We start from the raw sequence: 13509 nt of genomic DNA on the forward strand, positions 1-13509 counted from the left end.
CGCTGCCCTCGTGTTCGTGCTGGAGGCGCGGCCGGTGCAGCGTTTCGACGGGGCGTCGACTCAGCCCACGCGCGCGTAGTCGGTGGTCAGCACGAGGTCCTTCGTGGGGCCGGCGACATGCCACACCGTCCGCCAGTGGTCCGCGTCCCGGACGGTGAACTCGCCCCGGTAGAGGTCCGCGGAGCAGGGGTGGTCGGTGATGTGCCGGCCGGAGGTCAGGTCCAGGTCGTGGAAGGGCCGTCCGTCGGCGAAGCGGACGTCCGCGGTGCCTGGCGTCTCTCCGGGCAGGAAGCGCAGGGTCCGCTCGGCGGGACGGGTCACGCCCTGCCAGGTGAACAGGCCGGACTCCTCGTGCAGCAGTCCGCCCCCGGTCAGTGGACGGAAGACGGTGCTGCCCACGAACCACCCCTCGTCGCCGCTCGCCAGGTCCCGCACGGTCCGCTCCACCCGCCAGCGCCCGGCCAGATGAGCCAGCACGTCCGGCACGGGCCAGAACCCGCCCACGCCGTGTGACACGTGGCGCGGAACGCCTCCTCGTGGCAGCCCGTCCATGCCGTCGACCTTACGTCCCCGCGCAGGCCCCGTTGACGTGCTCACACCCCTTCCCTATCTTGCCGTTCGAAGTGCTGATCGTTGTCTGATATTTCGAACGTCGCGAACGATCCGACAAGAGCCGCGGAGTATCCATGTCACGCACCACCCGCACCCGCTGGAGAATCGGCCTGGGAGCAAGCGCTTTCCTGCTCGCCACGGCCATGACCCCCGCACCCGCCCACGCCGAGGACGTCACCGACTACGCGATCACCGTCGATCCCACCGCCAGGGGCGCCGCGATCGACGACACCATGTACGGCGTCTTCTTCGAGGACATCAACCGTGCGGCCGACGGCGGCCTGTACGCCGAGCTCGTGCAGAACCGGTCCTTCGAGTACTCCACCGACGACAACAAGTCGTACACCCCGCTGACGGCCTGGACGGTCACCGGCAGCGCCCAGGTCGTGAACGACTCCGGCCGCCTCAACGACCGCAACCGCAACTACCTCTCGCTGGGCGCCGGTTCGGCGGTCACGAACGCCGGCTACAACACCGGCATCGCCGTGGAACAGGGCAAGACGTACGACTTCTCGGTGTGGGCCCGCGCCGAGAGCGGCACCGACCTCACCCTCACCCTCCAGGACGCCGACGGCACGCTGACCAAGGCCCGGCGGACGGCCGTGAAGGGCGGCTGGGCCCAGTACCGGGCCTCCTTCACCGCGACCCGCACCAGCACCGCCGGCCGGCTCACCGTGGCCTCCTCCGGCGCCGCGGCCCTCGACATGGTGTCCCTGTTCCCCCGGGACACCTACAAGCACGAGCCCAACGGCCTGCGCAAGGATCTCGCCGAGAAGATCGCCGCCCTCCACCCGGGCTTCGTGCGCTTCCCCGGCGGCTGCCTGGTCAACACCGGCTCCATGCAGGACTACAGCGAGTCCTCCGGCTGGCAGCGCAAGCGCTCGTACCAGTGGAAGGACACCATCGGCCCGGTCGAGCAGCGCGCCACGAACGCCAACTTCTGGGGCTACAACCAGTCGTACGGCCTCGGCTACTACGAGTACTTCCGCCTAGCCGAGGACATCGGCGCGATGCCGCTGCCCGTCGTCCCGGCCCTGGTCACCGGCTGCGGCCAGAACAAGGCCGTCGACGACGACGCACTGCTCCGGCGGCACATCCAGGACACGCTCGACCTCATCGAGTTCGCCAACGGCCCCGTCACCTCCGCATGGGGCAAGAAGCGCGCCGAGATGGGCCACCCGAGGCCCTTCCACCTCACCCACATCGAGGTCGGCAACGAGGAGAACCTCCCGAACGAGTTCTTCGCCCGCTTCAAGCAGTTCCGCGCCGCGATCCAGGCCAAGTACCCCGACGTGACCGTGATCTCCAACTCCGGTCCGGACGACGCCGGTTCGACCTTCGACACGGCCTGGCGGCTCAACAAGGACGCCAAGGTCGACATGGTCGACGAGCACTACTACAACAGCCCGCAGTGGTTCCTGCAGAACAACGACCGCTACGACTCCTACGACCGCGGCGGTCCCAAGGTCTTCCTCGGCGAATACGCCTCCTGGGGCAACGCCTTCAAGAACGGCCTCGCCGAGGCCGCCTACATGACCGGTCTGGAGCGCAACGCCGACGTCGTCAAGCTCGCCTCCTACGCGCCGCTGTTCGCGAACGAGGACTATGTGCAGTGGAGCCCGGACCTGGTGTGGTTCGACAACCACTCCTCCTGGGGCTCGGCCAACTACGAGGTCCAGAAGCTGTTCATGAACAACGTGGGCGACCGCGTGATCCCCTCGACGGCCACCGGCACGCCGTCACTGCAGGCTCCCATCAGCGGCGCCGTCGGCCTGTCCACCTGGAACACCAGCGCCGCCTACGACGACGTGAAGGTCACCTCGGCGGACGGGACGACGCTCCTCGACGACGACTTCTCCGGCGACGCCTCCCGGTGGACCCACACCGGCACCGGCAACTGGAGCGTCCAGGACGGGCAGTACGTCCAGACCTCCGACACCGCCGAGAACACCATGGTCTCGGCCGGTGACGTCAATTGGCACGACTACGACCTGCACGCGAAGGCCACCAAGAAGTCCGGCAAGGAGGGCTTCCTGGTCGCCTTCGGCGTCAAGGACACCGGCAACTACTACTGGTGGAACCTGGGCGGCTGGAACAACACCACCAGCGCCGTCGAGCAGGCCGTCGACGGCGGCAAGTCGACGCTGATCTCCAAGGCCGGCACGATCGAGACCGGCCGCACCTACGACATCGACATCAAGGTGCGGGGCCGCCAGGTCACCCTCTACCTCGACGGCCAGGAGTGGGGCAGCTTCGCCGACGACCGGCCGGCCGAGCCGTTCCGCCAGGTCGTCACGCACGACGCCAGGACCGGTGAGCTGATCGTCAAGGTCGTCAACGTCCAGTCCACGGCGGCCCGTACGGCGATCGACCTGGGCGGCGCCGAGGTCGCGCCGAGGGCCCGGGTGACCACCCTGGCGGCCGCGCCCGACGCGGTGAACACCGAGACGTCCACGGCGGTCGCCCCGGTCACGTCCACCTTCACGAGAGTCGCCGACCGGTTCACGTACACCTTCCCGGCGAACTCCGTCACCTTCCTGCGGATCAGACAGAGGTAGCCGCAGAGTCGTCCGCGGGCTGCTGCCCCAGCGGCAGCAGCCCGCGCTCGGCGAGGACCTTCTTCGCGACGAACGTCGCGTTGAGCGCCCTGGGGAAGCCGCAGTACCCGGCGGAGTGCAGCAGCGCCTCGATGATCTGCTCGGGTGTGAGGCCCACGTTCAGGGCCGCGTTGATGTGCACCTCCAGCTGAGGCTCACAGCCGCCGAGCGCGGTGAGCATGCCCAGCGTCACCAACTGGCGCTCCCGCGGCGACAGTTCGGGCCGGGTGTAGATCTCCCCGAAGCCCCAGGAGACTATCTGGTGGCCGAGTTCGGGGCTGATGTCGGCGAGCGAGTCGATGACCCGCCTGCCGGCCTCGCCGTCGACGCCGTCCAGCACCTTCAGACCACGGGCGAAGCGCTCTTCACGGGTGGTGCTCTCGCTCATGTGGGCTCATCCGTCCTCGACTGCCGTACGTGGAGCAGTCGTTCGATGGGGGTTCTTCGGCAAAAACGGTAGGAGCTGGAGCGCACTCCAGGTCAAGCCGGACGCGCGGGCGCACGGGACAGGTGATGTCCCGTGCGCCCGGCTTCCTTTCTCTGCCGCGTGGGTGCTACGCCGCGAGTGCGTGCTCGGGGTGCAGCACGACCTTGGTGTAGCCCTCGATCCGCTTGTCGAACTTCTCGTACGCCTCCGGCGCCTGGTCCAGCGGCAGCTCATGGGAGACCACGAAGCTGGGCTTGGCGCGCTCGGCGATGATCAGGTCGCGCAGCTGGCGGTTGTACTGCTTGACGTTGCACTGGCCGGTGCCCATCTGCTGGCCCTTCTCGAACATCTTGCCGATCGAGACCAGGAGCTGGCCGTGCTTGGCGTGCTCGTCGGGTCCGCCCGGGTCGGACGGGACGTACAGGCCCGGGACACCGAGCATGCCGGTGGGCCGGACCGTCATGACGAGCGCGTTGAGGACGATGGCGGGTTCCTCGTGACTGGCGTCGTGCGCCTGGGCCTGGTACCCGACGGCGTCCACGCCCTTGTCGGTGCCCTCTCCTCCCGTCTGTTCCTTGATCTGCTCGGCCGGGTCACCCTTGGTGAAGTCGATGGGGATGGCCCCGATCTCCGCCGCCTTGGCGAGCCGCTCCGGCACCCGGTCGACGGAGAACACCTTGGACGCACCGCGCAGCAGCGCGGAGTAGGCGGCCATCAGTCCCACGGGCCCGGCGCCGTACACGGCCACGCTCTCGCCGGGTATGACCTTGGCGAGCTCGCAACCGTGGTAACCGGTCGGGAAGATGTCGGCGAGCAGGATGAAGTCCGTCTCGAACTGTTCACCCGGCGGCAGCTTCAGGCAGTTGAAGTCGGCGAAGGGCACGCGCAGCAGCTCTGCCTGGCCGCCCTTGTAGGGTCCCATCGCCACGTATCCGTACGCCCCGCCCGCGAAGCCCGGATTGACCGTCAGGCAGAACCCGGTCTTCCCGGCGAGGCAGTTCTTGCAGAACCCGCACGCGACGTTGAAGGGCATCACGACACGGTCTCCCTGGGACAGGGACATCACGCCGGTACCGACCTCCTCGATCACGCCGAGGTTCTCGTGTCCGAAGACTATGCCGGGCTCGGCCGCTGTGCGGCCCTCGTACATGTGCAGATCCGAGCCGCAGATCGCGGTCGACGTGACGCGTACGAGCACGTCGTTGGGGTGCTGGATCCGTGGATCGTCCACGTCCCGTACGGCCACGTGGAAAGGCTCCTCGTATACGACCGCTTTCACCTCGGTCACCTCCGCATCGGACTGTGATGACGGCGGCGACGGCGGGCCGCTACCCGGGGGGCACACAAGCAGGCGCGGGCCAACGGTCTGTGCCGTGGCCCCGGGCGCTCTCGCTTTACCGCCGGACACTTCCAGAAAACGCCCCTGCGGTGCCGACCGCAACCTCCGGCGAGGGCGTGGCGGGCTCCTTGTTCCGGCCGTCTTCGTGATCTCGGGCCTGATCTCAGGATTGCATAAACGTGCAGCGAAACGTATAGTCATGCCATCCAGAGGAGGGTGACATGGCGGTACGAGCGGCGGTGGCCGGAGCGAGCGGGTACGCGGGCGGAGAGGTCCTGCGGCTGCTCCTTGCGCACCCCGAGGTCGAGATCGGGGCCCTGACCGGCAACTCCAACGCGGGTCAGCGGCTCGGCGCCCTGCAGCCGCACCTCCTTCCGCTGGCCGGCCGCGTGCTGGCGGAGACCACCCCCGAAGCCCTCGCCGGACATGACGTCGTCTTCCTCGCCCTGCCCCACGGGCAGTCCGCCGCCGTCGCCGAGCAGCTCGGCCCGGATGTGATCGTCATCGACATGGGCGCCGACTTCCGGCTCAAGGACGCCGCGGACTGGGAGCGGTTCTACGGCTCCCCGCACGCCGGGACCTGGCCCTACGGCCTCCCCGAACTTCCGGGTGGCCGCGCTGCGCTGGAGGGGTCCAAGCGCATCGCGGTGCCCGGTTGCTACCCCACCGCCGTCTCCCTCGCCCTCTTCCCGGCCTATGCGGCGGGGCTCGCCGAGCCCGAGGCCGTGGTGGTCGCCGCCTCCGGCACCTCCGGCGCGGGCAAGACGCCCAAGCCGCACCTGCTGGGCAGCGAGGTCATGGGTTCGATGTCGCCGTACGGCGTCGGGGGAGGGCACCGGCACACCCCCGAGATGATCCAGAACCTGAGCGCGGCCGCCGGGGAGAAGGTCTCCGTCTCCTTCACTCCCACCCTCGCGCCGATGTCCCGGGGCATCCTCGCCACGTGCAGCGCGAAGGCCCGCCCCGGTGTCACCGCGGAGACGGTCCGCGCCGCCTACGAGAAGGCCTTCGCCGACGAGCCCTTCGTCCACCTGCTGCCCGAGGGCCAGTGGCCCGCCACGGCGTCCGTCCACGGTTCCAACGCCGTTCAGGTGCAGGTCGCACACGACGAGGCCGCGGGCCGCATCATCGCGATCAGCGCCATCGACAACCTGACCAAGGGCACCGCGGGCGGTGCCGTCCAGAGCCTGAACATCGCCCTCGGACTCGACGAGACCACGGGGCTTTCCACGATCGGAGTCGCACCGTGAGCGTCACGGCAGCCAAGGGATTCACGGCGGCGGGCATCGCCGCCGGGATCAAGGCGAACGGCAACCCGGACCTGGCCCTCGTGGTCAACAACGGGCCCCGCCGCGCCGCCGCCGGTGTCTTCACCTCCAACCGTGTGAAGGCCGCGCCGGTGCTGTGGTCCGAGCAGGTCCTGAAGAGCGGCCAGGTCTCCGCCGTCGTCCTCAACTCCGGCGGCGCCAACGCCTGTACGGGACCGAAGGGCTTCCAGGACACCCACGCGACCGCCGAGAAGGTTGCCGAGGTGCTCGGGCGCGGCCCCATCGAGGTCGCCGTCTGCTCCACCGGCCTCATCGGCGTCCTGCTCCCGATGGACAAGCTGCTCCCGGGCGTCGAGACGGCCGCGGCGGCCCTGAGCGAGCACGGCGGCGAGAAGGCCGCCATCGCCATCAAGACCACCGACAGCGTCCACAAGACCTCCGTCGTGACCGGGGACGGCTGGACCGTCGGTGGCATGGCCAAGGGTGCGGGCATGCTCGCGCCGGGCCTCGCCACCATGCTGGTCGTCCTCACCACCGACGCCGACCTCGACAGCGAGGTCCTGGACAAGGCGCTGCGGGCCGCCACCAAGGTCACCTTCGACCGGGTCGACTCCGACGGCTGCATGTCCACCAACGACACCGTGCTGCTGCTCGCCTCGGGCGCGGCCGGGGTCACCCCCGGCTACGAGGAGTTCGCGGCGGCCGTACGGACCGTGTGCGACGACCTCGGCCAGCAGCTCATCCGGGACGCCGAGGGAGCCAGCAAGGACATCAAGGTCGAGGTGATCAACGCCGCGACCGAGGACGACGCCGTCGAGGTGGGCCGCTCCATCGCCCGCAACAACCTCCTCAAGTGCGCCATCCACGGCGAGGACCCCAACTGGGGCCGCGTCCTGTCCGCCATCGGCACCACACAGGCCGCCTTCGAGCCGGACCAGCTCAACGTCGCCATCAACGGCGTCTGGGTGTGCAAGAACGGCGGCGTCGGCGAGGACCGCGAACTGGTCGACATGCGCTACCGCGAGGTCCACATTGTGGCGGACCTCGCGGCAGGCAATGAATCTGCGACCATCTGGACCAACGACCTCACGGCCGACTATGTCCACGAGAACAGCGCCTATTCGTCTTGACGTGCCCGCTTGGTTGTCGCGGGTCCTCGTCGTCGCCAACGAGGGTTCCAGTTCCACAGGCGGCCGCTCGTCCCGGACGTGTCCGAGATGAGTCTTACGCCACCTCCGCAGGCCAACACCGCCCACCCGGCGGCTGATCCGAGATCTTTCCGAAAGTCGGCTATGACGGTCAATCACTCAGAAGAGCGAAAGTCCTCGACCCGCAAACATACTGCCCTGCCCAAGGCGCAGATCCTCATCGAGGCGCTGCCCTGGCTGGTCCGGCACAACGGCAGGACCGTCGTGATCAAGTTCGGCGGCAACGCCATGGTCGACGAGGAGCTGAAGGCCGCGTTCGCGCAGGACGTGGTGTTCCTGCACCACGCCGGCCTCAGGCCGGTCGTCGTGCACGGCGGCGGACCGCAGATCAGCCGGGCGCTCGACAGACACGGCATCGTCAGCGAGTTCAAGGCGGGCCTCAGGGTCACCACCGAGGACGCCATGGACGTCGTACGGATGGTGCTGGCCGGGCAGGTGCAGCGCGAGCTGGTCGGGCTGCTCAACCAGCACGGACCGCTGGCCGTCGGCCTCACCGGCGAGGACGCGCACACCATCACCGCCACCAAGCACAAGCCCGAGATCGAGGGCGAACTGGTCGACATCGGGCGGGTGGGCGAGATCACCGAGATCGACACGGGCGCGATCGAGGCCCTGCTCGCCGACGGCCGTATCCCGGTCGTCTCCTCCATCGCCCGCAGTCAGGACGACGGACATGTCTACAACGTCAATGCTGATACGGCGGCTGCGGCACTCGCTGCGGCACTGGGCGCCGAGACACTCATGGTCCTCACCGACGTCGAGGGCCTCTACGAGGACTGGCCGAACTCCGACGAGGTGATCAGCCGCCTCACCGCCTCCCAGCTGGAGAAGCTCCTGCCGGAGCTGTCCTCCGGCATGGTGCCGAAGATGGAGGGCTGTCTGCACGCCGTGCGCAACGGCGTCAACACCGCCCGAGTCATCGACGGCCGGGTCCAGCACTCGATCCTGCTGGAGATCTTCACCGACGAAGGCATCGGCACGATGGTCGTGCCCGACGAGAAGCCGGACGAACAGGGGGAATCATGAGCAACCAGGAACTGACCGCGCGGTGGCAGGGCGCGCTCATGAACAACTACGGCACTCCTCGGCTGCCTCTCGTGCGCGGCGCGGGCGCGAAGCTGTGGGACGCCGACGGCAAGGAATACCTCGACTTCGTCGGCGGCATCGCGGTCAACGCGCTCGGCCACGCCCACCCGGCCGTCGTCGAGGCCGTCAGCAGGCAGATCGCCTCCCTCGGCCATGTCTCCAACCTCTTCATCGCCGAACCGCCCGTCGCCCTCGCGGAACGCCTCCTGGAGCACTTCGGCCGCGACGGCAAGGTCTTCTTCTGCAACTCCGGCGCCGAGGCCAACGAAGGCGCCTTCAAGATCGGCCGGCTGACCGGACGCACCCACATGGTCGCCACCCAGGGCGGCTTCCACGGCCGTACGATGGGCGCCCTCGCGCTCACCGGCCAGCCCGGCAAGCAGGAGCCGTTCCTGCCGCTGCCCGGCGACGTCACCCACGTCCCCTACGGCGACGCGCAGGCCCTGGCGGCCGCGGTGACCGAGGAGACCGCCCTCGTCGTCATCGAGCCCATCCAGGGCGAGAACGGGGTCGTGGTGCCCCCGGCCGGCTATCTGAAGGCGGCCCGCGCCATCACGGCGGCCACCGGGTCCCTGCTCGTCCTCGACGAGGTGCAGACCGGCATCGGGCGGACCGGCAGCTGGTTCGAGTACCAGGCGCACGAGGGCGTCCTGCCGGACGTCGTGACCCTGGCCAAGGGCCTGGGCGGCGGGCTGCCGCTCGGCGCCACCGTCGCCTTCGGCCGGGCCGCCGAGCTGCTTCGGCCGGGCCACCACGGCACGACCTTCGGCGGCAACCCGGTCGCCTGCGCCGCCGGACTCGCCGTCCTCGACACCATCGCGAACGAGGGACTGCTGGAGAACGTCAAGCGGCAGGGCGAGACGCTGCGGGACGGAATCGAGTCACTCGGCAACCCGTTGATCGACCATGTCAGGGGCGCGGGCCTCCTCCTGGGTATCGTGCTCACCGAGCCGCTCGCGCCGCAGGTGCAGCAGGCGGCTCAGGAGGCCGGATTCCTGGTGAACGCGCCCGCCCCCGACGTCGTACGGATGATGCCGCCGCTGAATCTCGCCGACGACGAGACGGACGCCCTTCTCCGGGCGCTGCCCGGCATCCTCGAAGCAGCGAACGGGGACGGACGAGCCGGGGAATGAGACGACGATGAGCCAGGCGCAGGACCACGAGCAGACCGCGGGGCCTGCCGTGCCGCAGACCCGCACCGCACGCCACCGCCGGATCGTGGACATCCTCAACCGGCAACCGGTGCGCTCCCAGAGCCAGTTGGCGAAGCTCCTCGCCGATGACGGGCTGACCGTCACCCAGGCGACGCTCTCCCGGGATCTGGACGAGCTGAACGCGGTGAAGATCCGCAACACCGACGGTGAGCTGATCTACGCGGTCCCGAGCGAGGGCGGCTTCCGCACGCCGCGCGCTCCGCTGGGGGAGTCGGCGAAGGAGGAGCGGATGCGGCGGCTCTCCCAGGAGCTGCTGATCTCCGCGGAGGCCTCCGCCAATCTCGTGGTCCTGCGGACCCCTCCGGGGGCTGCGCAGTTCCTGGCCTCGGCCATCGACCAGGCCGAGCTGCACGACATCCTGGGGACGATCGCCGGTGACGACACGTTGCTGCTGATCAGTCGTGATCCGTCAGGGGGGCAGGCGCTGGCGGAACATCTGCTGCGATTGGCTCAGAACGGCCACTGAGGGTGGGGCTCCTGTGATGTGCCGACTGCGGCTCGTGTGTGGCCGGTCGCGCAGTTCCCCGCGCCCCTAGGGTGTTGCGGTGACCGCTTGCCATCCAGTTGCCCCAGCTGCGGGCAGTCGTGCCGCCTGGGGCGGCACGGGTGGGCGCAGCGGCACCCCGTGAGCGCCGGGCCGCGCGACCCACCCCCGGCCAGCCGCAGCACGCGCCCCCGGCCAGCCGTACCACCCGTCACCCCAGCCGTGCCGCCAAGCCCCCCGTGCAGCGCACCTCGTCGCCCGCGGTGATCAGCAGGGCCTCCACGTCCGGTAGCGACTCCAGCCACGCCAGGCCCTCCCGCGAGCCCATCGCGAACGCTGCCGTGGCCCAGCAGTCCACCCATGTCAGGCTCGGGCCGACGACCGTGACCGCGACCAGATCCGTGACCGCCGACTTCCCCGTCCGCGGATCCACGATGTGCGCCCCGCGCTCCGCCGTACCGGACGTGGCGACCGCCAGCTCCGACACCCCGGCGGACGAGATCACCGCCGCCAGCCCACCGGGCCGCAGGGGATCCGACACCCCCACTCGCCACGGCCGCTGCGGCTCCGGCGCGCCGAACATCTGGACGTCCCCGCCGCCGTTCACGCTCACGCCGCTCACCCCGGCCGTCTCCGCGATCAGCCGCGCGCAGCGCTCCGCGGACCAGCCCTTGACGATCCCGGTCGGATCGAACCGGCCCCGGTAGCGCATGCTGAACCAGCCGTCGCTCAGCCGCTCCGCCTCGGTGCCCAGTTCCAGCACCTCGGCGACCTCGGGATCGCATGCGGCCACGGTCAGTTCGCCGCGGGCCAGCCGGGACACCTGACTGTCCTCGCGGTAGGTGCTGAACACCTCGTCGACCCGGTGCAGCTGGGCGACCGCCTCGTCGAGGGCCGCCTGTACGGCATGCGGTTCCCCGCCGCGGACGTCGAAGGAGAAGACGGTCCCCATGACCTCCTCCGCCCGACGCACCGCGGCGGGAGCTTCCGACTCGGCCACGGCCTCAGCCACCGGCCTGGTCCAGCGCGGACTGCAGCGACTGCTTGTAGCCGGTGCTCGTGTAGGTGGCGCCGGAGACGGAGTCGATGTTCGCGTTCTGCGCGGCCACGGCCTCCTGGTTGAGCTTGGGCACGGACAGCGCGGTCTTCTGGTCGCTCGTGCCGCCCTTGGGCGCCTGCACCGCCTCGGCCTTGGTGATCCTGCCGTTGGCGACGGTGATACGGACCTGGACCGGCCCGTACTGGGTCTGCGCGACCTGCCCGGTCACGGTCTTCGTGGCCTGCGCGGCCCCACCGGAGCCGGCGGACGAACCGGAGCCGGCTGTGCCGGACGACCCCGACGAGCCGGCCGCCGCCTTCATCTTGTCCAGCGCCGACTGCAACGACTTCTTGTAGCCGGTGCTCGTGTAGGTCGCGCCGGAGACGGAGTCGATGTTCGCGTTCTGCGCGGCCACGGCCTCCTGGTTGAGCTTGGGCACGGACAGCGCGGTCTTCTGGTCGCTCGTGCCGCCCTTCGGTGCCTGCACCGCCTCGGCCTTGGTGATCCTGCCGTTGGCGACGGTCAGCCGTACCTGCACGACCCCGTACTGGGTCTGCGCCGCGTCACCGGTCACCGTGCCCGTCCCGGCCGCCTGTGCCCCGCCCTGGGGCGACTCCTGCCCGGCCGCCGTCTGCTGCGGCGCCGCACCCGCCGCCGACGCCGAGGCGGGGTCCGTCGACGGCTTCAGCGACAGCAGCAGTACGACACCGGAGACGGTGGCCGCGGTGGCCAGCACGACGCGCCGAATGGGGTGGCTCTTCCGCATCTCTTCTGAGCTCCTGATTTCCCGTCGAGTTCCCGTGGAGGTTCCGTGGTTTCCCGTCGCTCACATCTCGAACGACTCGTGATGGATGCGGCGGGCGGGCACCCCCGCGCCGCGCAGCGCTTCGTACACCTGCTGCGCGAACCCGGGCGGGCCGCACATGAACACGTCGTGCCGGTCGATGTCCGGGATCTTCCGCTGGAGGGTGTCCGCGGAGATGTCCGGCCGCTCGCCCTCCGGGCTGTTCACGGCGTACATCAGCCGGGCACCGCGCTCATTGGCGATGACCGCCAGCTCGTCCCACAGGGCCAGGTCCTGGGTGGTGTTGGCCCGGTAGAGCAGGGTCAGGTCGCCGGCCGCGCCGGGCAGCGTCTCGAACAGGGCACGCATCGGCGTGATGCCGACGCCGCCCGCGACCAGCAGCACCTTGCCGCGGCTGCGGCGGGAGGCCGTCATGGCGCCGTACGGGCCCTCCGCCCACACCTTGGTGCCGGGGCGCAGCTCGCGCAACCGGGCGCTGTGGTCGCCGATCGCCTTCACCGTGATCCGCAGCATGTCCGGACGCGGCGCCGCCGACAGCGAGTACGGGTGCGAGCTGAACCGCATGCCCGGAGCCAGGAACCGCCACCGGAAGAACTGCCCGGCCTCCGCGCCCATCCGGTGCAGCTTGCGGCCGCCGATGAGCACCGACACGATGCCCGGCGTCTCCTCGATGACCGCCTCGACGCGCAGGCGGTGACGCAGGTTCAGCCGGATCGGGGTGAGGATGCGGTACCAGAGCACCAACGCGGTGACCGAGCCGTACAGCCCGTACCAGAAGGTCTTCGCGGCGGGTTCCAGGGCGAAGTCGTTGCCGGTGGTGATCTGGTGCCAGAACGTCAGGAACACCGCCGCGTAGGTGAACAGGTGCACGTGGTACCAGGCGTCGTACGGCAGCCTGCGGCGGACCACACCGATCGAGGTCAGCCCGATGACCACGAACAGACCCGTGCCGATGGCGGCCTTGCCCATGTCCGGCAGCTGGGTGATGGAGTCGATGGTCTGCTGGACGATGTCGCCCAGCGACTTGCCCGCCTGGAGCGCATAGCCCCACATGGTCAGGAAGATGTGCGCGAAGACCAGACAGAGCGTGTACCGGCCGCTCATGGCGTGCCAGCGGGCCACCCGGTCCGAGCCGACGCGCCGCTCCAGGGCGGGCACCCGGGCCATCTGCAGCACGACCAGCGCCATGAGGTAGCCGGCCAGCAGACCGGTGATCCGGCCCGCGTTCAGGATCTTGCCGTTGTCGTCGGCGATGGACGGTGTGTTGTGCCACCACAGCCCCAGCACGGCCGCTGCGCCCGCCCACACGGCGATCAGCAGCGGGACGGCCGGGGAGCGGCGCGGGCGGATGCGGCGCATCGTCTGGCGGCGGGCGGCACGTCCGCCTGCGAGCGTGGTGGTCACGGTTCCTCCGTGGGGACTTGACCCTT

The 13509-nt window shown here is 69.9% G+C and carries 12 protein-coding genes; 6 read left to right on the forward strand and 6 right to left on the reverse strand.

From position 1 onward, the window contains the following. Positions 1 to 60: 60 nt before the first annotated feature. Positions 61 to 504 carry a DUF6314 family protein gene (locus tag AB0I54_RS16850; RefSeq protein ID WP_363296949.1) on the reverse strand — a complete coding sequence of 148 codons (444 nt, stop codon included), beginning with the start codon at positions 502 to 504 and terminating at the stop codon, positions 61 to 63. 182 nt (positions 505 to 686) lie between these two features. Here AB0I54_RS16850 and AB0I54_RS16855 point away from each other — a divergent pair, with 182 nt between their 5' ends. Further along, complete coding sequence (locus AB0I54_RS16855; protein WP_363296744.1) at positions 687 to 3170, forward strand: alpha-L-arabinofuranosidase C-terminal domain-containing protein; 2484 nt, start codon at positions 687 to 689, stop codon at positions 3168 to 3170. On the opposite strand, the gene AB0I54_RS16860 is transcribed toward AB0I54_RS16855, so the two are convergent. Both AB0I54_RS16860 and AB0I54_RS16865 read right to left on the reverse strand, forming a co-directional pair. Next, positions 3157 to 3597: a carboxymuconolactone decarboxylase family protein gene (locus AB0I54_RS16860; protein ID WP_363296745.1), complete on the reverse strand. Its 441-nt coding sequence runs from the start codon at positions 3595 to 3597 to the stop codon at positions 3157 to 3159. The two genes, AB0I54_RS16855 and AB0I54_RS16860, sit on opposite strands and share 14 nt — an antisense overlap. Before the next feature lie 166 nt (positions 3598 to 3763). Further along, a complete protein-coding gene (locus AB0I54_RS16865) occupies positions 3764 to 4915 on the reverse strand; it encodes a glutathione-independent formaldehyde dehydrogenase (RefSeq protein ID WP_363296746.1) in 1152 nt (383 codons plus the stop codon). Positions 4916 to 5196: 281 nt separating this feature from the next. Between AB0I54_RS16865 and argC the strand changes: the two genes are divergently transcribed. The 5 genes from argC to AB0I54_RS16890 all read left to right on the forward strand — a co-directional run bounded on the left by argC (position 5197) and on the right by AB0I54_RS16890 (position 10217). Continuing rightward, positions 5197 to 6225 carry an N-acetyl-gamma-glutamyl-phosphate reductase gene (gene argC / locus AB0I54_RS16870; RefSeq protein WP_363296747.1) on the forward strand — a complete coding sequence of 343 codons (1029 nt, stop codon included), beginning with the start codon at positions 5197 to 5199 and terminating at the stop codon, positions 6223 to 6225. Further along, the gene (gene argJ, locus AB0I54_RS16875; protein ID WP_363296748.1) at positions 6222 to 7373 is read left to right on the forward strand and encodes a bifunctional glutamate N-acetyltransferase/amino-acid acetyltransferase ArgJ; all 1152 of its coding nucleotides are present in this window, start codon (positions 6222 to 6224) and stop codon (positions 7371 to 7373) included. The genes argC and argJ overlap by 4 nt, the downstream gene beginning before the upstream one ends. A gap of 162 nt (positions 7374 to 7535) precedes the next feature. Next, positions 7536 to 8477 (forward strand): acetylglutamate kinase, encoded by a 942-nt coding sequence (gene argB / locus AB0I54_RS16880; protein WP_363296749.1) that lies wholly within the window; start codon positions 7536 to 7538, stop codon positions 8475 to 8477. Further along, complete coding sequence (locus tag AB0I54_RS16885) at positions 8474 to 9670, forward strand: acetylornithine transaminase (RefSeq protein WP_363296750.1); 1197 nt, start codon at positions 8474 to 8476, stop codon at positions 9668 to 9670. The genes argB and AB0I54_RS16885 overlap by 4 nt, the downstream gene beginning before the upstream one ends. A gap of 7 nt (positions 9671 to 9677) precedes the next feature. After that, a complete protein-coding gene (locus tag AB0I54_RS16890) occupies positions 9678 to 10217 on the forward strand; it encodes an arginine repressor (RefSeq protein ID WP_363296751.1) in 540 nt (179 codons plus the stop codon). Positions 10218 to 10446: 229 nt separating this feature from the next. Here AB0I54_RS16890 and AB0I54_RS16895 read toward each other — a convergent pair whose 3' ends face one another. Genes AB0I54_RS16895 through AB0I54_RS16905 form a run of 3 tightly spaced genes read right to left on the reverse strand, consistent with a single transcriptional unit; the run spans position 10447 to position 13483 of the window. Next, positions 10447 to 11187: an FAD:protein FMN transferase gene (locus tag AB0I54_RS16895; RefSeq protein ID WP_363296752.1), complete on the reverse strand. Its 741-nt coding sequence runs from the start codon at positions 11185 to 11187 to the stop codon at positions 10447 to 10449. Positions 11188 to 11239: 52 nt separating this feature from the next. Further along, positions 11240 to 12040, reverse strand: coding sequence for an FMN-binding protein (locus tag AB0I54_RS16900; protein ID WP_363296753.1), 801 nt, complete (start codon positions 12038 to 12040; stop codon positions 11240 to 11242). A gap of 60 nt (positions 12041 to 12100) precedes the next feature. Continuing rightward, positions 12101 to 13483: a ferredoxin reductase family protein gene (locus AB0I54_RS16905; protein ID WP_363296754.1), complete on the reverse strand. Its 1383-nt coding sequence runs from the start codon at positions 13481 to 13483 to the stop codon at positions 12101 to 12103. Between the last annotated feature and the right edge of the window lie 26 nt (positions 13484 to 13509).

This window comes from Streptomyces sp. NPDC050625 (assembly GCF_040654755.1).
Classification (GTDB): Bacteria; Actinomycetota; Actinomycetes; order Streptomycetales; family Streptomycetaceae; genus Streptomyces.

What these genes read in the sequence shown, in the direction of transcription:
- AB0I54_RS16855 (WP_363296744.1), top strand. Translation starts at nt 687, where the DNA reads ATGTCACGCACCACCCGCACCCGCTGGAGAATCGGCCTGGGAGCAAGC.
- AB0I54_RS16860 (WP_363296745.1), bottom strand. Translation starts at nt 3,597, where the DNA reads ATGAGCGAGAGCACCACCCGTGAAGAGCGCTTCGCCCGTGGTCTGAAG.
- argC (WP_363296747.1), top strand. Translation starts at nt 5,197, where the DNA reads ATGGCGGTACGAGCGGCGGTGGCCGGAGCGAGCGGGTACGCGGGCGGA.
- argB (WP_363296749.1), top strand. Translation starts at nt 7,536, where the DNA reads ATGACGGTCAATCACTCAGAAGAGCGAAAGTCCTCGACCCGCAAACAT.
- AB0I54_RS16885 (WP_363296750.1), top strand. Translation starts at nt 8,474, where the DNA reads ATGAGCAACCAGGAACTGACCGCGCGGTGGCAGGGCGCGCTCATGAAC.
- AB0I54_RS16890 (WP_363296751.1), top strand. Translation starts at nt 9,678, where the DNA reads ATGAGCCAGGCGCAGGACCACGAGCAGACCGCGGGGCCTGCCGTGCCG.
- AB0I54_RS16895 (WP_363296752.1), bottom strand. Translation starts at nt 11,187, where the DNA reads ATGGGGACCGTCTTCTCCTTCGACGTCCGCGGCGGGGAACCGCATGCC.
- AB0I54_RS16900 (WP_363296753.1), bottom strand. Translation starts at nt 12,040, where the DNA reads ATGCGGAAGAGCCACCCCATTCGGCGCGTCGTGCTGGCCACCGCGGCC.